The 22726-nt window shown below is 36.9% G+C and carries 22 protein-coding genes; 13 read left to right on the forward strand and 9 right to left on the reverse strand.

What is annotated here, in order from left to right; translation table 11 throughout:
- Nucleotides 1–21: 21 nt before the first annotated feature.
- Complete coding sequence (locus AC25Y1_RS11480) at nucleotides 22–1368, reverse strand: MATE family efflux transporter (protein ID WP_488148131.1); 1347 nt, start codon at nucleotides 1366–1368, stop codon at nucleotides 22–24.
- A 115-nt stretch (nucleotides 1369–1483) separates the two neighbouring features.
- On the opposite strand from AC25Y1_RS11480, the gene murG reads away from it, so the two are divergent.
- The 6 genes from murG to AC25Y1_RS11510 all read left to right on the forward strand — a co-directional run bounded on the left by murG (nucleotide 1484) and on the right by AC25Y1_RS11510 (nucleotide 9911).
- A complete protein-coding gene (murG, locus tag AC25Y1_RS11485) occupies nucleotides 1484–2560 on the forward strand; it encodes an undecaprenyldiphospho-muramoylpentapeptide beta-N-acetylglucosaminyltransferase (RefSeq protein WP_488148132.1) in 1077 nt (358 codons plus the stop codon).
- Nucleotides 2561–2749: 189 nt separating this feature from the next.
- A complete protein-coding gene (locus AC25Y1_RS11490; RefSeq protein WP_488148133.1) occupies nucleotides 2750–5566 on the forward strand; it encodes a 2-oxoglutarate dehydrogenase E1 component in 2817 nt (938 codons plus the stop codon).
- Nucleotides 5567–5595: 29 nt separating this feature from the next.
- On the forward strand, nucleotides 5596–6807 hold the full coding sequence (gene odhB / locus AC25Y1_RS11495) for a 2-oxoglutarate dehydrogenase complex dihydrolipoyllysine-residue succinyltransferase (protein WP_488148134.1): 1212 nt from the start codon (nucleotides 5596–5598) through the stop codon (nucleotides 6805–6807).
- A 74-nt stretch (nucleotides 6808–6881) separates the two neighbouring features.
- Nucleotides 6882–7079, forward strand: a complete 198-nt coding sequence (locus AC25Y1_RS11500; RefSeq protein ID WP_488148135.1) for a DUF6501 family protein — start codon at nucleotides 6882–6884, stop codon at nucleotides 7077–7079.
- A gap of 59 nt (nucleotides 7080–7138) precedes the next feature.
- Nucleotides 7139–8002, forward strand: coding sequence for an AAA family ATPase (locus AC25Y1_RS11505; protein ID WP_488148136.1), 864 nt, complete (start codon nucleotides 7139–7141; stop codon nucleotides 8000–8002).
- A 10-nt stretch (nucleotides 8003–8012) separates the two neighbouring features.
- Nucleotides 8013–9911 (forward strand): vWA domain-containing protein, encoded by a 1899-nt coding sequence (locus AC25Y1_RS11510; protein ID WP_488148137.1) that lies wholly within the window; start codon nucleotides 8013–8015, stop codon nucleotides 9909–9911.
- A gap of 21 nt (nucleotides 9912–9932) precedes the next feature.
- Here the strand turns inward: AC25Y1_RS11510 and AC25Y1_RS11515 are convergent, their stop codons facing one another.
- Both AC25Y1_RS11515 and AC25Y1_RS11520 read right to left on the reverse strand, forming a co-directional pair.
- Nucleotides 9933–11132, reverse strand: coding sequence for a toxic anion resistance protein (locus AC25Y1_RS11515; RefSeq protein ID WP_488148138.1), 1200 nt, complete (start codon nucleotides 11130–11132; stop codon nucleotides 9933–9935).
- Nucleotides 11119–11784: a 5-bromo-4-chloroindolyl phosphate hydrolysis family protein gene (locus AC25Y1_RS11520; protein WP_488148139.1), complete on the reverse strand. Its 666-nt coding sequence runs from the start codon at nucleotides 11782–11784 to the stop codon at nucleotides 11119–11121. Before AC25Y1_RS11520 ends, AC25Y1_RS11515 begins: the two co-directional genes overlap by 14 nt.
- A gap of 219 nt (nucleotides 11785–12003) precedes the next feature.
- Here AC25Y1_RS11520 and AC25Y1_RS11525 point away from each other — a divergent pair, with 219 nt between their 5' ends.
- Nucleotides 12004–12297: a DUF1033 family protein gene (locus AC25Y1_RS11525; RefSeq protein ID WP_488148140.1), complete on the forward strand. Its 294-nt coding sequence runs from the start codon at nucleotides 12004–12006 to the stop codon at nucleotides 12295–12297.
- A 207-nt stretch (nucleotides 12298–12504) separates the two neighbouring features.
- Nucleotides 12505–12708 carry a cold-shock protein gene (locus tag AC25Y1_RS11530; RefSeq protein WP_488148141.1) on the forward strand — a complete coding sequence of 68 codons (204 nt, stop codon included), beginning with the start codon at nucleotides 12505–12507 and terminating at the stop codon, nucleotides 12706–12708.
- Between the two features lie 45 nt (nucleotides 12709–12753).
- Here AC25Y1_RS11530 and AC25Y1_RS11535 read toward each other — a convergent pair whose 3' ends face one another.
- Nucleotides 12754–13407, reverse strand: a complete 654-nt coding sequence (locus AC25Y1_RS11535) for a hypothetical protein (RefSeq protein WP_488148142.1) — start codon at nucleotides 13405–13407, stop codon at nucleotides 12754–12756.
- A gap of 102 nt (nucleotides 13408–13509) precedes the next feature.
- Nucleotides 13510–15105, reverse strand: coding sequence for an ABC-F family ATP-binding cassette domain-containing protein (locus AC25Y1_RS11540; RefSeq protein WP_488148143.1), 1596 nt, complete (start codon nucleotides 15103–15105; stop codon nucleotides 13510–13512).
- 114 nt (nucleotides 15106–15219) lie between these two features.
- On the opposite strand from AC25Y1_RS11540, the gene AC25Y1_RS11545 reads away from it, so the two are divergent.
- A complete protein-coding gene (locus tag AC25Y1_RS11545; RefSeq protein ID WP_488148144.1) occupies nucleotides 15220–16419 on the forward strand; it encodes an MFS transporter in 1200 nt (399 codons plus the stop codon).
- A gap of 54 nt (nucleotides 16420–16473) precedes the next feature.
- Here the strand turns inward: AC25Y1_RS11545 and msrA are convergent, their stop codons facing one another.
- On the reverse strand, nucleotides 16474–17004 hold the full coding sequence (gene msrA / locus AC25Y1_RS11550; RefSeq protein ID WP_488148145.1) for a peptide-methionine (S)-S-oxide reductase MsrA: 531 nt from the start codon (nucleotides 17002–17004) through the stop codon (nucleotides 16474–16476).
- 132 nt (nucleotides 17005–17136) lie between these two features.
- A complete protein-coding gene (locus AC25Y1_RS11555; protein WP_488148146.1) occupies nucleotides 17137–17235 on the reverse strand; it encodes a YjcZ family sporulation protein in 99 nt (32 codons plus the stop codon).
- Nucleotides 17236–17447: 212 nt separating this feature from the next.
- Here AC25Y1_RS11555 and AC25Y1_RS11560 point away from each other — a divergent pair, with 212 nt between their 5' ends.
- The 4 genes from AC25Y1_RS11560 to AC25Y1_RS11575 all read left to right on the forward strand — a co-directional run bounded on the left by AC25Y1_RS11560 (nucleotide 17448) and on the right by AC25Y1_RS11575 (nucleotide 21029).
- Entirely contained in the window at nucleotides 17448–18407 is a 960-nt protein-coding gene (locus AC25Y1_RS11560) for an LCP family protein (RefSeq protein WP_488148147.1), read from the forward strand.
- 88 nt (nucleotides 18408–18495) lie between these two features.
- Nucleotides 18496–19647, forward strand: a complete 1152-nt coding sequence (locus tag AC25Y1_RS11565; RefSeq protein ID WP_488148243.1) for an AI-2E family transporter — start codon at nucleotides 18496–18498, stop codon at nucleotides 19645–19647.
- An 86-nt stretch (nucleotides 19648–19733) separates the two neighbouring features.
- On the forward strand, nucleotides 19734–20141 hold the full coding sequence (locus tag AC25Y1_RS11570) for a MarR family winged helix-turn-helix transcriptional regulator (RefSeq protein WP_488148148.1): 408 nt from the start codon (nucleotides 19734–19736) through the stop codon (nucleotides 20139–20141).
- 135 nt (nucleotides 20142–20276) lie between these two features.
- Nucleotides 20277–21029 carry a YwaF family protein gene (locus tag AC25Y1_RS11575; protein WP_488148149.1) on the forward strand — a complete coding sequence of 251 codons (753 nt, stop codon included), beginning with the start codon at nucleotides 20277–20279 and terminating at the stop codon, nucleotides 21027–21029.
- A 67-nt stretch (nucleotides 21030–21096) separates the two neighbouring features.
- Here AC25Y1_RS11575 and AC25Y1_RS11580 read toward each other — a convergent pair whose 3' ends face one another.
- Together AC25Y1_RS11580 and AC25Y1_RS11585 are read right to left on the reverse strand one after the other, a co-directional pair.
- Nucleotides 21097–22236, reverse strand: a complete 1140-nt coding sequence (locus AC25Y1_RS11580; RefSeq protein ID WP_488148150.1) for a glycoside hydrolase family 18 protein — start codon at nucleotides 22234–22236, stop codon at nucleotides 21097–21099.
- Nucleotides 22237–22290: 54 nt separating this feature from the next.
- Nucleotides 22291–22695 carry a YuzC family spore coat inner layer protein gene (locus AC25Y1_RS11585; protein ID WP_488148151.1) on the reverse strand — a complete coding sequence of 135 codons (405 nt, stop codon included), beginning with the start codon at nucleotides 22693–22695 and terminating at the stop codon, nucleotides 22291–22293.
- Nucleotides 22696–22726 lie beyond the last annotated feature (31 nt).

The raw sequence follows: 22726 nt of genomic DNA on the forward strand, positions 1-22726 counted from the left end.
CTTTTTTGAGCATATTGAAGTCTACATGAACTTCTTTTTTTGGATATAGCGAAGTCTACCAGCAAGTGTAATCGCACCGATTGTCAGACCGACAATTAGTCCAATCCAATAACCATAGGGGCCGAGCTCCGTATAGGTTGCCATCAGATAACCAACTGGTAACCCAATAACCCAGTATGAAACGATTGCCATAATGAATGTTACGTTCACATCTTTGTATCCTCGGAGCGCTCCTTGGACCGGCGCTTGGACTGCATCAGACAATTGGAAAATCGCAGCGTAAATAAAGAAATGAATGGATAATTCAACAATATTTAAATCATTCGTATAAATCGAAGCAATCTGCTCTCTAAATAGCAGTAAAATCGTAATCGAAATAAAGCTAAATACAATCGCTAGTCCAACACCCATGTAACTGTACTGCTTCGCATCGCGTGTTCGTCCTGCACCTATTTCTTGACCGATTAAAATAGTCGCTCCCATTGAAATGCTAAGCGGAATCATATAAAGAAGCGATGTGAAATTCAGTGCAATTTGATGAGCAGAAATAACTTCTGTTGAATAGTTAGCCATAAATAGCGTAACTGCTGAAAAAATACTGATTTCAACAAAAATTGCAAGACCAATAGGCACCCCAATAAGTAAAATTTCTTTCCACTTTGCGAATGAAACTTTTCCCCACTGCGCAAATAATTGATAGTCAACAAATGGTCCCAATCCTCGGGCGATTACGCATGCAATTAGGAACACAATCCAATAGGTGATTGCAGCAGCATACCCAGCCCCAGCACCACCAAGTTCCGGGAAACCCCAATTCCCAAAAATTAGAAGGTAGTTTAATAAAATATTAATGGGGGTCGCCAAAAGAATAACTGACATCGATACACGCGTTGCGCCCAGCGCATCAAAGAAAGATCGTAGTACAGTATAACCAAATAGGGGAAGTAGACCAAAACTCATCCCTCTTAAATAGTCGATCGCAATAACGCTGACTTGTTCTTCAAGTGGCATAGATTCTATGAATGGCGTAACGACGAAGAATATAACTATAAAGACAATTGCAGATAGCACAATCGCAACGTATAATCCTTGTTGAACAGAGGGCCTGACGTCATCTTTCTGCTTAGACCCGACGAGTTGGGCAATAATTGGCGTAAGCGCCATTAATATTCCAGCAAGTCCCGTATAAACCGGCACCCAAAAAGAAGACCCAATTGTTACTCCTGCAAGATGGTATGTATCGTACCGTCCAGTCATAAGTATATCGAAGAACGTAATCATATAGAGGGCGACCTGTGTGATTAGAATCGGCATAACAATTTTTGCCATATTAAATGGCTTTTTCCTTAATGGCAAAGCATTAGTCATTAATAACCACCCTTTACTAGACGATAAGATAGTAGTGTACCATGATTTCTTTGCTATAATAAGAGGTGTACAATAAAATTGAATCCATATTTAATATAGAAGAGGTGAAGGCCATATGAAACGGCCGATTATATTATTAACAGGCGGCGGCACTGCTGGTCATGTCTCTGTGAATGAAGCGTTAATTCCTGAATTTCATGAACGCGGTTACGAGCTCCATTATATTGGTTCACATGAAGGCATTGAAAAAGAACTAATCGGAGATAATCAGCCCGACGTTACGTACCATGCAATTCAAAGTGGGAAATTAAGAAGATATTTTTCAATGAAAAACTTCACAGATCCTTTTCGAGTTGGAACAGGGTTCTTTCAAGCATTATCTATTATTCGGAAGCTAAAGCCCGAACTAATTTTTTCAAAAGGTGGATTTGTTTCAGTACCAGTTGTTTTAGCAGCAAGAGTGGCTAAAACACCTGTTGTAATCCATGAGTCTGACGTTACACCCGGACTTGCTAATAAAATGTCACTGCCATTTTCAAATCATATTTTTACGGTATTTGAAGAAACTTTAAATTATGTCCCTCAAGGAAAGGCAACTTGTTCTGGAGCAATCATTCGACCTGAATTATTTCAAGGTAATAAAGAAAAAGGATTACAAATTTCTGGCTTTAACGGAGAGAAGCCTATCATTATTGTGATGGGCGGCAGTCAGGGCTCATCTATTTTAAATGAAGCAATTCGCAAAGATCTACAACTGATTACCTCTATTTTTGATATTATCCATCTTTGTGGAAAAGGTAATGTAGATTCTTCCATGGCGAATTATCAAGGGTATAAACAATTCGAATATGTGACCGATGAATTACCACATTTATTGGCAGTTTCTAATTTTGCTGTATCACGTGCTGGATCTAATGCGATATTTGAATTACTGGCACTTAGAATTCCAATGTTACTCATTCCTTTATCTGCTGCACAAAGTAGAGGAGATCAACTTTTAAATGCAGGATTCTTTAAATCTATTGGAACTGCTCGGGTCCTTCAAGAAGAAGAAGTAGCGCGTCGTCCATTCTCGGAAGAATTAATAGACTTTAAAAAGGACAAAGATGAGTTGATTAAACATATGTTGAAAACTGAAATGCCAAAAACACCTAAAGAAATGGTTTCATTAATAATGGCACAACGTGTATAATAGAAGAGAAACAAAGATATTTCATCGTGATTTTCACAAACAATTACACAAAAAATGAATTTTTTGAAGAAATGTTCGGTTGTTCGTGCGAAACCCTTTAAGTTATAGTTTTTGCATGGTAAAATTAACAAGGATTTAAAAAATAAGAAAAACACAAAATGCCATAGGCAAATGTGGAGGTCATTGTTCATGTCAAAAAGTTCAGATGCCCATCGATCCCCTTATGATAATTTTACGGGACCAAACCTTGGGTATGTAATGGAAATGTATGATCTGTTCAAGTCGTCCCCAGAAATGGTTGCACCTGACTTAGCAGAAATGTTTAGCCGTTTCGGTGCTCCTGTTCAAAATGATGGGGAAGTCGCTACTACAGGAGATGTAGTACCGTCAAGTAATATAGGTAAAGTGATTGCAGCTTTCAAACTACAGCAAGCAATCCGTACATACGGACATCTTGCAGCTGATATTTATCCGCTAAACGATCGTCCAACTGATTCAACACGTATTGAACTTTCATACTATAATTTAGTTGAAAGAGATTTAGAGGAAATGCCAGCGTCTTTATTTTTAAATCTTGTCCCTGCAAATGTTGAAAATGGACTAGATGCAATTAACTACTTAAAATCTTTATACACGGGTAAAATCGCTTTTGAATTTGATCACGTTATTGATGAACAAGAACGGGAATGGATTCAATCAGAAATAGAAAACGGTCAAGTGTCTGCAAAACTATCAGACCAAGACAAAAAAGATTTACTTGAAAGATTAACGAAAATCGAAGGATTTGAAAAATACATTCACCGTACTTTTGTAGGTGCTAAACGTTTTTCAATTGAAGGATTGGATACACTCGTCATACTTTTCGATGAACTCGTTCGTCGTTCAGAAGAAACTAAAATAGATAAAATGCTTATTGGTATGGCACACCGCGGACGTTTAAATGTGCTTACGCATGTGCTGAATAATCCATATGAAATGTTCTTTGCATTATTTGCGGGCGTTTCAGATGAACCATTTATACCAAAAGACGGTACATTGGAAACAACTCGAGGTTGGTATGGAGATGTTGTCTACCACTTAGGTGCAACTTATACCGGTGAGTCTGGTATGAAGCGCTTACTTGCATATAACCCTTCTCACTTAGAGGTTGTGAATTCCGTTGTAACAGGACAAACAAGAGCTGCACAAGAACAAAAAAACAATATAGGATTACCTGAACAAGATACAAACTCTGCTTATGCAGTTCTCGTGCATGGGGATGCGGCATTCCCAGGTCAAGGAATCGTTCCAGAAACGTTTAACTACAGCCGAGTACGTGGATTCCAAACTGGTGGATCTGTTCATGTAATTGCAAATAATATGATTGGTTTTACAACTGAACACTATGATTCAAGGTCAACTCATTACTCATCCGATCCAGCAAAAGGATTCGAGGTTCCTGTTATTCATGTAAATGCCGACTGCCCTGAGTCTGTTATTGCTGTTACTGCATTTGCATTTAGATACAGACAGAAGTTCGGAAAAGACATTGTCATTGATCTTCTTGGTTATCGTCGATATGGCCATAACGAAATGGATGAACCACTCGTCACAAATCCAATGATGTATCATACTGTGCATCAACATTCGACTGTTCGAAAAATTTATGGAGATAAACTAGTTTCCGATAACATTATGACAGCAGATGAAGTAGATAAATTGGATGCCGATGTATTTGCAATGATGCAAAAAGCCCATGATGTTGTACGGGATCACCCTGATTCTAAGGACAAAAAACAAGGGCCATTAGAAATTCCGGAAGAAGTACTTGCTGGTTTTCCAAGAGATTTGGAAACCGGTGTCGAAGATGACCGAATTCGTAAGCTAAATGAAGAATTGCTAGCATTTCCGAATGACTTTGATGTATTCGGTAGACTTGTACGTATATTAAAGAGACGTGAAGATCCATTTACTGGTAAAGGAAAAATTGACTGGGCTCATGCTGAAACACTTGCGTTCGGTACGATTTTGCAAGATGGTAACCCAATTAGATTGTCGGGTCAAGACGTCCAACGGGGTACATTTGCGCAGCGTCATTTAGTTCTACATGATGAAAAGACCGGTGAAGAATTAGTCCCGCTACATCATATTTCAGATTCTAATGCTTCTTTCACAGTGAATAATAGTCCATTAACAGAAGCTGCAATCGTAGGATATGAATTTGGCTATAACTTAGAAAATCAAAATGCACTTGCTATTTGGGAAGCACAATATGGTGATTTTGCCAATATGGCGCAAGTGATGTTTGACCAATTCGTCTCTGCGAGCAGATCGAAGTGGGGCCAAAAATCTGGTTTAGTATTATTATTACCACATGCTCATGAAGGCCAAGGACCTGAACATACAAGTGCTAGACTTGAAAGGTTTTTACAATTATCTGCTGAAAACAACTGGACTGTTGCTAACTTATCAAGTTCCGCAAACTATTTTCATATTTTACGCAGACAAGCGAAGATGCTCGGAGAACCTTCAATGCGCCCACTCGTAATTGTTACACCTAAGTCTCTACTTCGTCACCCATTAGTTGGTGCAGATGTTGAAGATTTAACAGAAGGAAGCTTCCAAACTGTTCTTGAACAACCTGGAACAGGGAAAAAGAAAACAAAAGTTGAACGCATCTTGTTCGCAAGTGGTAAAATGGCAATTGACTTAGCTGAACAAGTTAAAACAGGAGAAGGCTTTGATCATTTACACATTGTACGTGTAGAACAATTATATCCATTCCCATCAGATAAAATTGTTGATATTGTTGCACGTTATCCAAAAGTTAAAGAACTTGTCTGGGTTCAAGAAGAACCGAAAAATATGGGTTCTTGGTCATATGCGTCACCATATATCCAAGAAATTGCAGGCAATAAAAAAGTTTCCTATGTAGGCCGGATAAATCGCTCAAGTCCATCAGAGGGTGACGGGGCGTCCCATACTATTGAACAAAAACGTATTATTGCTGATGCATTAAAAGCTTAAAGCGGAATGACATAAGGAGGAAAATTAAAGTGGCAGAAATTATTGTACCAGAACTTGCAGAATCGATTACAGAGGGAACAATTTCAAGATGGATTAAACAGCCAGGTGAAAATATTGAACGCGGTGAATTTATCGTTGAACTAGAAACTGATAAAGTAAACGTGGAAATTATTTCAGAAGAAGCAGGTATTGTGCAAGAACATCTTGCGGCTGAAGGAGATACAGTTGAAGTAGGGCAAGTCATCGCAATTGTTGGTGAAGGTTCAGGAGCACCTGCAGCATCCGCGCCAAAAGAAGAAGCAGTTGCTACGCCAGCTCCAGAAAAAGCAGCAGAAATGCCTACAGCAGAAACTGGTGCTGAAGACCGTACACTTGCAAGCCCTGCAGCTCGTAAACTAGCAAGAGAAAAAGGAATTGATCTTGCAGCGATCAATCCTGTAGATCCTATGGGCCGTATCAAAGTACAAGACGTTGAAGCTCATTCATCTACACCAAAAGCACAACCAGCAGCACCTGCTTCTAAAGAAGTCGCAACAGATGATGGACGCATTACGCGCGAGAAAATGACCCGTCGTCGTCAAACGATTGCAAAACGCTTATTAGAGGTAAGACAATCAACTGCAATGCTCACAACTTTCAATGAGATTGATATGACAAAAGTGATGGAACTTCGTTCACGTAAAAAAGACGCGTTTTTCGATCAGTATGATCAGCGCTTAGGATTCATGTCATTCTTCACAAAAGCAGTCGTTGCAGCACTTAAAAAATACCCTTACGTCAACTCTGAAATTGACGGAGATGAAATTCTATTAAAGAACTTCTATGATATTGGTATTGCTGTTTCTACTGACGGTGGACTTGTCGTGCCAAACGTAGTCGATGCAGATCGTAAAAACTTTGCTGAAATTGAAGGTTCAATTAGAGAATTAGCCTTGAAAGCACGTGACAATAAGCTCACAATCGCTGATATGACTGGCGGATCATTTACGATTACGAACGGCGGAGTATTTGGTTCATTAATGTCAACACCAATATTAAATGGTACTCAAGTGGGTATACTAGGTATGCACTCAATTGTGAGACGTCCTGTAGCAATTGGTGATAATATCGAAATTCGTCCAATGATGTACGTTGCACTCTCATATGACCACCGAGTAATTGACGGTAAAGACTCAGTAGGATTCTTGAAAATGGTTAAAGAACTCATCGAAAATCCTGAAGATTTACTGCTAGGTTCTTAATAATTTAATCGACCTGCCATTGTCGGCAGGTCGGTTTTTCACTATTAGCTGTTATTAAAAAGGATGTGTGAATTATGAACTTCAAAGATTGGAAAACAGCACCAGCAAATCGTATAGTTGTTTGCGAGCATGCCAATGCTGATAAATATGTTGTTAATAGTGTTCTGACCCCTGGTAAGGAATATGAAGTCAAAAATGAAACAGAAGAATTCATCTTCGTCGTCGATAATAGCGGAAAAGTTGGAGGCTATTATAAAACTTATTTTATTTAATCAGGATTCCGATTCCCGTTTATAATGGTGAATCGGATTTTTATTGGGAGGCAAAATTAATGAATCAATTCATTGAAGATGAGCGAACAAAACGTTTAAAAAACAAATATACAAATGTGGAGACACAGTTAATACAAGAGGGTGGTTATATCTCACCAGATAATTACTTATGGGAAGATATACTAGTTAGTGTAGTGTTAAAAAAACCTGTTTTACTAAAAGGTCCATCAGGTGCCGGAAAGACAAAATTAGCCCAATCAATTTCAAATTTCTTTAATCAGCCCATGCATAGTGTAAACTGTTCGGTTGATCTAGATGCTGAATCACTACTTGGGTTTAAAACAATTATTCAAAAAGACGGCCAAACTGTAATTGAGTTTGTAGAAGGACCAGTAGTACAAGCAATGAAAGAAGGACATATTTTATATATTGATGAAATTAATATGGCTAGACCGGAGACTTTGCCGATTTTACATAGTGTTCTAGATCATCGCCGCATGCTTACAAACCCATTTACTGGAGAAGTCATTCATGCACATGAAGATTTTACAATCGTTTCTGCGATAAACGAGGGATATGTAGGGACGTCACCTATGAATGAAGCGTTAAAAAATCGTTTTGTTTCTTTTTCTATCCCTTATTTGGAAGGGGAAGTTTTAAGAGAATTAATTGAATCTGAATATCCAAATGTAGCGAAGAATTTAGTTAATACTATGCTGAATATTGGAAATGACTTGAAAAAGCAAGTCATGAACGGTTTATTATCTGATGAAGCCGCATCGATTCGAAGTTTATTAGATGCGATTAATCTATCTGAACATATTCCAGTCAGACGTGCAGTACGCTATGCAATTGCAGAAAAACTAGATGATCCAATTGAACGAAAACTAGTAATGGAGCTCGTCGATACTTGGGTAAAATGAGGCGATAAAAATGGTGAAGATGAATCGATTTATTCAATTTAACGATGAAACGGTCGATACACAAACGCTTTTGTTATATGAAAGAGTCGGACGAGCACTCGCTGATGCAGATTATCTTGAGTTAACAGAACGAAAACTGCTTGAATTTCGACCCAAAGAGAGTATTGTGTCTATGAGTGTTTTTTGGCGACATCGCTCAGATGCGGTCATGCACTTGGGCAGATTATCTGATGTCTATTTGTTAACTGCAGGATTTTGGAAGTATTTCAATATCCAAAGCTGGTATGAGTTCACACAAAAGATTGCACTACATCCTACACAAAACTTTGCGAAAGAATTTCTCCTCATGTTGGAAGAATTTCGACTCATGGATCAGATTATTAAAGATCGACCTGGGACCAGTAAAGCATTTGAAATAAGACGAACCGCTTACGTCACTTTTCATAAAAACAGCCTACATCCCAATATGCAAAAAGGTTTTTTAGCTGATGCGCTGCTAAATGAATTATTTATATTGCTCCATGAAGGCATGTTTGCTGGCTCGGAAATTGATTGGGGACCGATTCCAATTGATTTGATAAAATCAGCACTTGGGAATGCATATGACTCGAAAGATACAAAAGACAATGTCTATATCGTTGAAAGAATTACAGGTCTAGTGGAAAAATCATTTCATCAAGATTTATTCCATCAATATTATTCAATTGGCGATTCTATACATGAAGAGCTTCCAGTATTCCACTATCATAAAGGCTTAGGTGAGGTGGATGAAGGGGAAGCAGGCAGAAAAGAAACAATCGAAGAAGTATTTAGGTCTTGGCATGAAGAAAATGAGCGTGAAGCAGGCGTTCATTTAGAGTATGAGCTTGAACATGGTCGATCAGGTAAATCTGATGGTAGTGGTGCTACACCTGGAAATGAAGAAGCCGAGATCGAAGAAATGGGATTTGGCCAATCAGAAGGTGATACTAGCAAACATTCGGACGCACAAGAAGGTGACCAAATAGAGACTCGTGAAACGAAACGAAAGGCAGGAAAACTCTTTGGAAAAGAACATATTAATGTTGTTTTTGAAGAAAGAAGAGTCGTGCCGATAAATGATACAGAGAACCGTAAAAAAATAATTGTATGGCGTGAATTGCAAAGACCTTATGTGCGCTCGTTTATTGAAGAAATGAAAAAGAGAATCGAGTTAAAAGAAGATGCGAAACGTGAAAGGTTAATGAAAGGCAGGCTATCCACAAAGCTAACGACATTAGTCGTTGATGAGAGACCGAAGCCTTTTTATCGGAAAAATGCACCTTCAGTTAATCTAGACGCTGTTTTTGGTCTACTCGTGGATGGATCTGCTTCAATGATTGATAAGCTCGAGGAAACAAAACAAGCCGTGTTATTATTTCACGACGTCCTAAATCAATTGAAAGTACGTCATGAAATTTCCTTGTATTATGAGGAAGCAGAAAAGGCATCCGAAGAAGTTCAGCCTAATGTATTTGATTTGATGCATACATTTTCAGATCAGCACAGAGATAATGGACTATCGATTCTTTCATTTGAAACAAATGAAGATAATCGAGATGGGTTTGCAATTAGGTGGATGGCCGATAGGTTATCGGTAAGAACAGAAAAACATAAGTTTTTATTGGTGTTCTCTGATGGTGAACCTTCTGCTTTTGGGTATGATAGAAATGGGATTTTAGATACTGCAGAAGCTGTCATGGAAGCGGAAAAAAAGGGGATATCAGTCATTCATCTATTCTTATCCTCGGAAGAACCCGTCGAGGATCAAAAAGCGTTATTTTCCATGATATTTGGAAATAAAACAGCTTCCTCGAGTAATGTAGAAGACTTTACAGATCAGACTTTACGGATCTTAAGAAAGTTATTTTCAATCGTAATCCGAAATTAATATAAAAACCGAAAATCACCCTTAGAGGGGGCGATTTTCGGTTTTTTCGTGCACTGCGATAAGTCGTTGTTTTAATTCTTCTTCCATACGGCCAATTTCGATTTCTGCTGCTTTTCGTTTCGCACGGCCGTCTGCTTGAATCAGTAAAGTTTCTTCGATTGTTGTAATTAGATTCTCCTGCGTTTTCTTTAATGTATCAATTTCGATGATACCACGCTCATTTTCTTTTGCAGTTTCAATTGAATTCATTTTCAGCATTTCTGAGTTTTTCACCAATAAGTCATTTGTTGTTTTAGTGACTAATTTTTGAGATTCCACTGCTTTTCGTTGTCTATTCAACGTCAGTGCAATGGCAATTTGGTTTTTCCATAGTGGGATAGATGTCATGATGGATGATTGAATCTTTTCCGCTAACGTTTGATTCGTTTGTTGAATCATTCGTATTTGTGGTGCACTTTGAATCGTAATTTGACGGGATAACTGTAAATCATATAAGCGTTTTTCAAGTCTATCCAAAAATTGTACCATGTCATTAACTTCTTGAAATGCCATCTGGTCATTGGATAATTCTGCTTCACGTCTCATTTTCGGGATGATTTCATATGTTAATTCATCTCGTTTTATCTCCGCGGCTGCAATATAGACATTAAGTGCTTGGAAATAAGTTTTGTTCTGCTCGTATAAATTGTCGAGCATTTTTACATCTTCAATCAAACCACGCTTTGAATGTTCAAGCTGAACACCAATACGGTCAATTTGCGTGCTCAATTTTTGATATTTTGTCATCATTTCTTGAATTGACTTAGAAACCCGGCCAAAGAGTCGACTGATTGGAGATTGTTTTTTGTCACTTAAATCATCTGGATCTATTTCTCCCAGTCTTTCCATTAGCTCTTTTAATACGTCTCCAACGGGTCCGATGTCCTGACTTTGAACATGGTCAAGCATTTGATGTGAGAAGCGGGAGAGTTCTCCCTGTGCATTTGCACCATAAGAAATAATGGCTTCATAATTACCGACAGGAATTTGACTCGCTAATTGTACTGCTTTTTCTCGTTCCTCTGGTGTCAATCGGTCTACTAGTTTTACTGCTACTTCACCTTGTTGTTGGTTTTCAGTTTGCATTTCTTTTGGGAGTAATGGTTCATTTAAATCAAATGGATTATCAAGTAAATCATCCATAGTCGGTGCACTATTTGGAACATTATTATTTTCTGTCATTATTATTGTCGTCTCCTTTCATTTCTAACACTGGCTTGTTCTTATTTATAGTCACATCGACAAAGTCGAGTTCCATTTGAAGTCTTTCCATATCATTTGCAAGCAAGCTTCTTAAATCTTGTTCTAATTGCTTGTTAACATCACCTAAAGTATTTCTAGTATTTTGAAGTGCAACTTGAACTTCTTTATCTTTTAGCGGTTGGTTAACGAGGATTGCGTATTTTGATGTTAACTCAACTGCCGAATCAAGATGCGCATAAAAGAAGTTTTCAACATAATAAAACTTATCCGGATTTGCTTTTACGATACTTAAAATTCTTCTAGAAATGGTATTGATTTCATGAAGTTGTTTGAATGCTTGTACAGAGCGCACTTTTCCATAATAGCTATTCAAGCGTTTTAATTTTTGTTTGGCAGCTGTCATTTGGTTAGTAATATAATTGTATTCTGAACGATTTAGGCCAACTTGTTTAATGATCGATGTAATTTGGATTTGTTTGATGGTGAATGTACTCCCAAAATATAAGGCGAATCCGAGGCCTGTGGCTGCAAATATATTTAAACCGGTACCCAGTAGTAAATACAACCACGTACCAATGCTAATAGGTGCCGTTATCGTTTGTCGTATGAAGAAGTTTTTGATCTCTCTCACATTCAGGCCCCCTTTACTCATATACTTTTATACGATTTACAATCAAAAAAGTTTCATGTTTCAATATAATTATACCTTAAAATAGTCCTCGTCACATTCCTTTTGATTTATCAATAGGCAATTAAATGGACATTGGTACTATATTTGCTAAAATTAAAGTCATTCTGGATATAGAAGAAAAGATAGAAATTGTATCTCCACAAATGGAGGGAAGAGAAAATGTACGAAGTTGTTTATATGAAAGCAGATTTTGAACCGTGGTGGATGTTTGATGGTTGGGAAGAAGAGGTTCTTTCTCGTCGAACATTTGATGAAGAATTCGATGCGATTCATTATCTTGAAGAAATCTTATCTGAATTACGTATGAAACATCAAAATGAATCGATGAAAAAGAATTGTTTTTTTGCATTTTGGTCAGGTCAGGAAATAAAGGCCTGCGAGGCATGTAGTGATGATTTACAAATTTATCATGGAATTATTTTATTGTTTGAGGGGAAACCATATAGTAGATGAAGACAGTAATTAGAATAATTCGTTTTTTGAATTGACAATTTTTTTAACAATGTTATAATAGATACAATAATAAAACAAGAATTTCCGACTAACGTATTCACATATTACAAAAAGTGATCGGCGTTTACGGTACTTTTTGTAATATGTGAATTTTTCTTATGCAAGAAAATTTCCATATTATAGTATTTATTATTTGGAGGTATAAACATGAAACAAGGTACAGTAAAATGGTTTAACGCAGAAAAAGGTTTCGGCTTCATTGAAGTTGAAAACGAAGACGACGTATTTGTACACTTCTCAGCTATTGAGGGAGATGGGTTCAAATCACTTGACGAAGGTCAACAAGTTGAATTTGAAGTTGTTGAAGGTGACCGCGGCCCACAAGCTGCTAACGTTGTAAAATTAGTCTAATCTGAGTATTAGAAGAGGCGTCCTCCAATTGGAGGATGCCTCTTATTACTTTTTCACGGTTTCCAATGTTGATGTTACAACAAAATCATTATCATCTTCGGTTTTCATAACTGATTCTCTTTTAATTTCACCATAATTTTTCGCGAAATACATTCTATTCGTAAAATCATTATCTTTCATTTCAATAATAATGACTTGATCAAATTGTTGATAGGCTGTTTCAATTATTGCATCGGTTTCAGTAATTGTCCAATGACTAAATGTGGCACCAACCTCGATTGGTCGCTGTAAATATACCTCTTGTGGAGCTAGTGTACGGATTACTTCTATAGAAGGTAATGGCTCTTCGTTATCGATTGGATTTTGAGATAGAATTTGAATTTTTTCGTCATCGATTCGGTAGATTTTTCGTAAGACCACGCCGCCATTGTCCTCGTCTACAATGACATGATTTTGATCCACATGAGTAACTTCAATTGATAGTTCAGCAAATTCATTCCCGTCTCCTTCGTAATAGGCACTTGACTCATCAGGTAAAAAGAAGTCAATCATTGAATATTCTACTTCGCTATGTGGCTTTTCTTCAGTTGGATATTGATTGGATTTAGTATCTGGAGGATCAGCGGTACTATTTTGTGTACAACCAAAAACGAAGAGTAGTGTACAACCGAGCATGAACAATAACCTGATTTTTGTCATGTAGAACACTCCTTTTTTATAGTTAGTATACCACCGTTAATGGCATTTAAATCATAAAAAAATCGTCCTTTTATAGTAAAAGGACGATTCAATCTTTATAAATTATTGACTTTTTTTCCAATCCAAATATTCGTTATATGTCATTAGTTTATCTGTAATGGAGCCATCTTCATGAATTTCAATAATACGGTTTGCGATTGTTTGAATGAACTGATGGTCATGAGAAGTAAAGACCATAGATCCTTTAAATGCGATTAACCCATTATTCAAAGCTTGAATGGATTCCAAATCTAGATGGTTTGTAGGTTCATCTAATAGAATAACGTTTGCACTTGTTAACATCATTTTAGATAACATACAGCGAACTTTTTCGCCACCCGATAGTACAGAAGGTTTTTTATTTACTTCTTCACCTGAAAAGAGCATACGGCCAAGGAATCCACGAAGGAAAGTTTCAGTTTGGTCTTCTGGAGAATATTGACGCAGCCATTCAACCAATGAGTTTTCGTTACCTTGGAAGTATTTGTTGTTATCGATAGGGAAGTATGCACGAGTTGTCGTAACACCCCATCGAAGAGAGCCGCTTTCTGGTTCTTTTTCTTCTGCCAAGACATCCAATAATGCCGATTTAGCAAGTGGATTTCCAAGAAGAATGACTTTATCTTCTCTGCCGATATTGAAGGATACATTATCAATCATTTTATTCCCATCAACAACTATAGATAGGTCACTTAAAGTTAGTACATCGTTACCAATTTCGCGTCCCATTTGGAAATTTACATATGGATAACGTCTAGATGAAGGACGAATGTCGTCAAGTTCAATTTTGTCTAGTGTTTTCTTACGCGATGTCGCTTGTCGAGATTTAGAAGCATTCGCACTAAATCGTGCTATAAAAGCTTCAAGTTCTTTAATTTTTTCTTCTTTTTTCTTATTCTGGTCTTGAGCCATCTTTGAAGCAAGTTGACTTGATTCGTACCAAAAATCATAGTTTCCAGGGTAAATTTGAATTTTACCGAAATCTAAATCTGCTATTTGTGTACAGACATTATTCAAGAAGTAACGGTCATGAGAAACAACAATGACTGTATTATCAAAGTTGATCAAGAACTCTTCTAACCAGTGAATCGCTTGAATATCTAAATGGTTCGTAGGCTCATCAAGTAGTAAGACGTCTGGCTTACCGAACAAAGCTTGTGCAAGTAAAACTTTCACCTTATCTGAACCAGTAAGTTCTGCCATCTTCACATGATGAAGATTTTCGCCAATCCCTAGACCTTGAAGTAAAATTGCGGCTTCTGATTCAGCTTCCCAACCATTTAAATCTGCAAATTCACCTTCAAGTTCAGCAGCACGCATTCCGTCTTCATCTGAAAAGTCTTCTTTCATGTAAATTGCGTTCTTCTCGTTCATAATGTCAAAGAGGAGTTTGTGTCCCATGATGACTGTTTCTAAGACTTCGTTTTCCTCATATTCAAAATGGTTTTGTTTTAGAATTGCTAGACGTTCATCAGGATTCATAATAACGTTTCCTGATTGTGGATCGAGTTCACCTGACAATACTTTAATGAATGTGGATTTACCCGCACCATTCGCTCCGATTAGCCCATAACAATGACCTGGGTTAAACTGTATATTAACGTCTTCAAAGAGTTTGCGATCTCCGAATTGAAGACTCACATTATTAACTGCTATCATACATATCCTCCTAAAAATCTCAATGCTATTAGTATAGCATGAAATGGTTTGAGAATGGAATGACTAATGTCTTCTTTTTCGATTTTACTATTTCCACAGAAAGGAAAATGTCTTTTGACTACACAATTAAAGAAAAGTCGTCTAATCATTATTTTGTTTGCAATATTTGCTATCTCAATCAATCTCCGTCCAGCAATTACCTCAATAGGACCGATGCTTGAAACAATTAGGGAGCAATTAATGTTATCAAATGTTCAAGTTACTTTACTGACGGCAGTGCCTGTCGTTTGTATGGGCGTTTTTGCGATGTTTGCACCAATATTTAATCGCAAGTTCGGTTTAAAGCGCACAATGTATGTCATGTTAATAACGATTGGGATTATGACTGGGATTCGAGGTTTTGTTGCTGGGTTTCCAGTTCTCATTGGCACAGCATTTATTATAGGGGTATCAATTGCAGTCATTGGTCCACTTCTGTCAGCAATGATCAAACAATATTTTCCTGACCGTGCAGCTGCAGTTATCGGTGTTTACTCTTTTGGAATGGGCGTGGGCTCTGCAGCGAGTGCGGGATTGACGGGGCTGTTTTATGAAGCGACTAGTTCACATCTATTCGCGCTGAGTATCTGGGGAGTACTAGCACTTATCGGATTAATTTCTTGGTTTTTTATGATGAAACAAAAATTGGAAGTACGTCAAAATGATCCCACTATTATATATACAAAAGAAAAAACGAAGTCACCTTGGAAGATTCGGAAGGCATGGTTGTTTTTATTGTTTTTCGGTTTACAATCCGCATTGTTTTTTTCGATTATTACATGGCTCGCACCGATAGCATTAGGTGCTGGAATGACTTTACTACAGGCTGGAACTTTACTTAGTGTTATGACAACGATACAAATATTTTTAAATATACTACTTCCACTGATCATGGAGAGATTTCCAGCACGCAAATTTTGGATTAACTTGATGTTGATTTCTGGTATAGTGGCAACAGTCTTATTTTGGACGGGGGTCCATCCACTGATGTGGGTTGGGGCAGTCATAATGGGAATTCCACTTGGTGGGCTATTTCCTGTGGCTTTGTTATTGCCGCTAGATGAAACTGAGACTGCTGATGAAACGAATTCTTGGACGGCCATGATGCAAACAGGTGGCTTTATCATAGGTGGGCTGCTACCACTCCTTATCGCATTTGTCTTTGATTGGACGAATAATCATACTTATACATTCCTGATATTACTAGCGATGTATTTAAGCATGATTGCGCTGACATTTTTGATAGGAAATAAAAACGAAAAAGTAATCATGTAAAATAAAAATAAGCATAGAAATTTAACTTGTAAATTTCCATGCTTATTTCTCATTTCAGGACCAATGATTTTTGATAAACTTATCGCGACCTGAACGCGCTCGGTCTTCTTCATAATGTTCTTTTTCTTTTTCGTAATAATCTTGATGGTATTCTTCTGCACGGTAAAATGTTTCAACAGGACGAATTGGAGTGACAATTGGTTTGTTGAAAATGCCACTTGCCGCTAAATCTGCTTTTGATTGTTCGGCAATTTGTCGTTGCGCATCGGTATAATAAAAAATAGCAGTCGAGTAAGAATGCCCACGATCATGAAATTGTCCGTCGGGATCAGTTGGATCAATTTGTTGCCAAAAAACTTCAAGTAACTTTTCAAACGAGAATTGTATTGGATCATATGTAATTTCTACGACTTCCAAATGTCCAGAGTCACCGCTCTTCACATCTTCGTATGTAGGATTCTCAACATGTCCACCCATATAACCGGACACTACGTCTTCAATGCCATCCCATTCTTTAAAGGGTTTTACCATACACCAAAAGCAGCCACCTGCAAACGCCACTTTTTCAAAGTCATTATTCGCCAACAATATCGACACCTCTCACCATTCAATAGAATAATTATAGCAAATCAATGATAAAAGAGCGCGGATTAAGCGCTCCTATCTCCATTTCATGAGGGGGCTCCTGAGCGAATTCATTGTAATTTTTTCGACCTCTTAATAAATGTAACTAGCACCAATAATAATTAAAAGGATGAAAAGTACTACTATTAAAGCAAAAGAGGAGCCTGCGCCTCGATCACGTTCATATCCCATAAAGAACACCACCTTTCTCGATAAATCTATTTGTAGTATATGTTCAGAAAAACTGGGTGAGATGGGGGAATGACACGGTGCTAAATAAGACTTAGAAATATGAATAATGTTATAATAAATAAAACAATCATGATATGATTAAAGAGATTATATGCAACCATAGAAACTCTTAAACGTCTCAATAAGTAAGAATATATTTTGGAGGAATTTTAGTGGAAAAACACGAAGATATCATCATGGCAAGAAGAACTCGAAAAAGAAAACTTCGTATCGGTAGAGTGCTTTTTACCTTTCTATTGTTCCTTTTTGTACTAGTTGGCGTCTATTCAATCTTCCAATATAATGCTGGAAAGTCTTTATCAAATGGTAATCCAATTGATCCTGGCTCATTTAAAGGGGATAGTATACATCCTAATTATACATCGATAGAAAACTATTTATTATTAGGGATTGACAATGATGGCAGCGGAAAATCAAGGTCAGATACAATGATGGTCTTATCGTGGAATAAAAGCGAAGGAACCGTACGCATCGTATCGTTAATGCGAGACATCTATGCTGTAATACCTGGTTTTAAATCGTACAAGCTAAACACAGCCTATTATTTAGGTGGGGTACAACTTGCGAAAGATACCATTACTGGTATGTTCGGTATACCGATTCACCATTACGCAATTATCGATTTCGATAACTTTGAATCGATTGTTGATATTGCATTCCCAGATGGTGTAGAGATTGATGTGAAAAAAGAAATGTCCAAAGAAATTGGTGTTACTTTAGAAAAAGGAAAAAAACAATTAAATGGAAAAGAATTATTAGGCTATGCACGATTTCGGGCTGATTCAGAAGGGGACTTCGGAAGAGTTGGAAGACAACAAGAAGTACTCTCATCAATCAAAAACGAAGCTTTTTCACCGAAAGTTCTTCTAAACATTCCTAAGACAATTGGTGCGTTATCTAACTACATTCAAACAGACTTAACGAGCAAAGATGAAATTACACGTGTGCTTTCATTTGCTATTAAGGGTGGGGCAGCTATTGAAACAATGACTGTACCAATTGCAGATTCCTATTCATTTAATACTTATAGCCATGCAGGATCCGTCATTGAATTAGATCCCGAAAAAAATAAAGAAGCAATAGCTAATTTTTTAAATATAAAATTAGATTAAACTAATCGATTTGAAATGAGGGAATAACTTGAAAGAATCCCCACAGCCGTCGGGAACAGAACGGAATCAGAATGTAGAAAATAAAAAACTGAATATTATTCAATTTCTTGGTGGGAAAAATACGTTATTTGTTTTAATTTCAATTTTACTCATTGGGTTAATCATCGTGATTTTTAAAGAAGTTTCGTTTGTTTTTTATCCGATTAAGGTATTTACTTCAACGGTTGTGTTACCGATCATATTAGCGACTATCGGCTATTATCTCCTACGTCCAATTTTACGTCTTTTGGAAAAGATTCGTATTCCGCGTGCTTGGGGTATTTTAATTATTTTTTTAGGTGTAGCTGGTCTTATTACGCTCCTTGTTTTTCTTGTCTATCCGAGATTAAATATGCAATTCAATAATCTTTTAGGAGCTTTTCCGACGTATTTTAAACAAGTTGTGCTCAATATAGATGCATTTTTCCGATCATCTATCGTTTCATCTTATTATGAATCCTTAGATATTAATGCGCTTACGTTAGTCGAATCCGCGCCAGATAACATAGGGAAACTCGTAACAGATACGGTTGGTGGTATTGCGATGGGGCTTTCCTCTTTTGTCAGTGCGTTAACAGGTTTCGTCTTAGCAATTGTCACAGTTCCATTTATTTTGTTTTATTTGTTAAAAGATGGGGAAAAATTACCGGAAATGTTTATTAAAATGTTGCCGCCTCGTATGCGTGCTGATGCAAAAATTATCGTTCGTGATGCAGATCATCAAATTAGTTCTTATATTCAAGGGCAAATTTTAGTCGCTATTTGTATTGGAATTATGGTTTCTATTGGGTTTTTCATAATAGGAATGGATTACGTACTATTACTCGGTGTTCTTGCGATGTTTACGAGCGTCGTGCCATATTTAGGTCCGTTAATCGCTATTACACCTGCAGTTATTATAGCGATTGTAACATCGCCTTTTATGATTATTAAACTTGCAGTAGTTTGGACGATTGTTCAGTTAATAGATGGAAAATTTATATCACCACAAATCATGGGTAAATCACTTCATATACATCCGATTACGATTATTTTTGTTCTTTTAACGGCAGGCTCACTTTTTGGTGTAGCAGGCGTTGTACTTGGTATTCCTGGTTACGCGTTGCTTAAAGTAATTATCACTCACTTATTTAAATTGTACAAAACACGTTATAATGAACATGCGGGAGATAGCCGCTTCCATTATGAAGAAATTGAATAATAAAAACTTAGAAATTGACGCGCCAATAATGTCTGGTGCGTTTTTTCAAATCGTAAAGAATATACTTATTGGGAGGTTTTTTTCAAATGACAGATATATTACCTATTTTTTACTCGCTGTCAAAGCAAATACGTCATATTCAAAAAGACAGTAGTACAGATGTCTCTGTCGTACAAAGTACCATTATGTACGAGATATCCACGCAGTCAAATCCATCAATGAGGAGAGTTGCGGAAGCTGTTGGAATAGATGTCACAACATTCTCAAGACAAATAGGAACGTTAGAACAGAAGAATTACGTCATAAAGACTCCATTTGAAGATGACCGGAGAATCAATCTATTATCGTTAACTGACGAAGGCGTAAAACTGATAAAACGCATCAATGATTCTATTGATGAAAAACTGTCAAAAGTTCTAGCTTTGATGAATGATTTTGAGCGAGATACAGTGATTCGATCCCTTGATACATTTAATAAAAAATTAAATGAATGATAATAGTAAGTGTAACTTGTATTTTGCAAGTATAGGACGCCAATACATACTTGCATATTGCAATCGTTTTATCAGCTAGTAATTTGCAAGGTGCAAGTAATTTCACCTGTAAGAATGGACATTTAATCGGATGATTTGTTAAAATCCAAAATTAATTCAAACGCCAATAGAATCGAGTGGATACTTGTGACTGAGAGCAGACCTATATTTGTGATGTTTTCAACTGAACATATCGTGGCAGTTGTCCTCATGTTCATCTTATTCTTTTTGTTATTTTGGTTTAGGACTTACTTTAAAAAACCAAAATTGAATCTGTATATAGCGGAACGACTTTTCGCTGCATCTTTATTTACTATGGACTTGTTTTATCATATTTGGATGATCAGTACAAATCGTTGGCATTTAGCTGATTCTTTGCCACTAGAATTATGTAGTTTAAGCTTACTGGTAACGATTGTACTGCTTTGGACTGGAAATAAGCATCTTTATCCCTTTGTCTTTTTTGCAGGCATAGGAGGGGCTATACAAGCAATCGGAACACCCGTTCTGGATGTGGGATTTCCGCATTTTAGATACTTCCATTTTTTCTATACGCATTTTGGAATTATAGCTACAGCATTGTATTTTACTTGGATTAAAGGCTATAGACCAACATTTAGAGGGATTATCCAAACCATGATTGTTCTAAATTTAATACTTCCATTTATTTTTTTCGTTAACAGGCAATTTAAGGGGAATTATATGTTTTTACGGATGAAACCAATAAACGGAAGTGTACTTGATTTTTTAGGCCCCTATCCTTGGTATATATTATCACTTGAACTCTTTGCATTTATCATTTTTGTTTGTTTGTGGTTGGTTTTCAAAGGGAAAAGAGATAGCAGATAAAGATTCTTCTATCACACGTAAAAGCATTGTCCTTTCTTTTGCTTAAATAGTGAAGTCGGTTTGTCTATTACATTTTCTTTCTAATGTTGAAGTTGTCTTCAAGCAATGCCCAATTTTGAGGATAAGGATAGCCAAGTATCCAGTAACTAATGCCGCGCAAATTATATTTTTTGACCAAATCAAATTTAGCTTGTGCACTGCGAGCATCTTCAAACCATACTTCATGTGTATTTCCTTGGTCATCAGTGTATTGAAAGTATGGGGACTGTGAAGTTTCATCATATTGGATGATTGCATTATGTTGAATTGCACGTTTGACAGCTTCTTGTTGACTATAGGTTTCAGCTGGTATCCCTAAAACATGAGGGAGAGTCCAGTCACGTGCATATAATTGAAAACCCAAGAAAATTTTATCTTTCGGTATTGCCGTAATTGCATAATCCAGTACGCGTTGTATTTCGTCGATTGGTGATATCGCTTGAGGCGGGCCATTTCTATCGCCCCATTCGTAAGTCATCAATGTGACAAAATCAGAAATTTTTCCATGCGCTCCATAATCATGAGCCTCATACAATAATCCTTTTTGACCAGCACTCACTTTGGGTGCGAGTGCTGTTGAAACAAAAAAACCAACTGGGTGTAAACGATCTACTGCATGTTGTAAAAATTTGTTGTAAAGCACTCGGTCATCTGGAAATACACATTCAAAATCAATATGAATACCTCGGTATCCTTTTCTACTCATAATATTGATGATGTTTGAAAATAGCACTTCTTGTATTTCATGATTGGTTAGAATGGTATGAGCTAAGTCTGAACCTGCTTCATTTGCACTAAAGTTGGTTAGGCATAGCACAGGGAGAGTGCTCTCTACTATTGCCTTTTGAATTATCGCTTTATCGTCAATTTGAGCAAGTCCACCTTCTTCTGTTATGCGGTATGCGAAAGGCATCAAATACGTCAAATTCTTACCTACACGATAAATTTCCTTCGAACCAGTTTCCAATATGTTATGGATATAAGCATTTACATCAATAACAGGTTTTTTAGTCACAGAACTTGGTGTCGGTATGAGGAGTGCCTGACCTACAATGATTTTGTCAGGTATTGCCAAATGGTTTATTTCAATCATTCGGTCTACACGAATGCGATATTGTTGGGCGAGGCCCCATAATGATTCACCGTTTTTCACTATATGAATTTGCAATTTACTCCGCCCTTCACAAGTTAGTTACAAAGATTTTAAGTCATATGGCTTTCTTTACCAATGAAGCAACATAGTCAATTGACAACATTTCCCTTGAACTTCACCGTTATCTAATCTAATATGAATTCCGGCCGGAGTAAATGTGGTTTCAACATTCACTGTGATTCCAGTAGATTTTATCATCTTATCTACTTTTGTGGCATTAGATAGCTGCGCTTCATTCATCAGTTCATCAGAAAACGTTGAAGAAGTAATAATTTCCTCAACTAATTTATCAGCTTCCTTCAAAAGTTTTTGAAAGTTTTTTGCTGAATTTATTAGTAGTTTAGTATCGACAGGCGGAAATAGATTTGAATCCACGTTAACTTGTGGTTGTCGTAATATGTGAGGGAACTGTGATAGATTAGTGGTTTCAGAAGAAGTTTGCGAAATCGAATTTGAATAATAAAGGTAGTGCAAATAAATCCTCCCTTCCAATCAAATGATAGTC

Source organism: Sporosarcina sp. Y1009 (genome assembly GCF_057669865.1).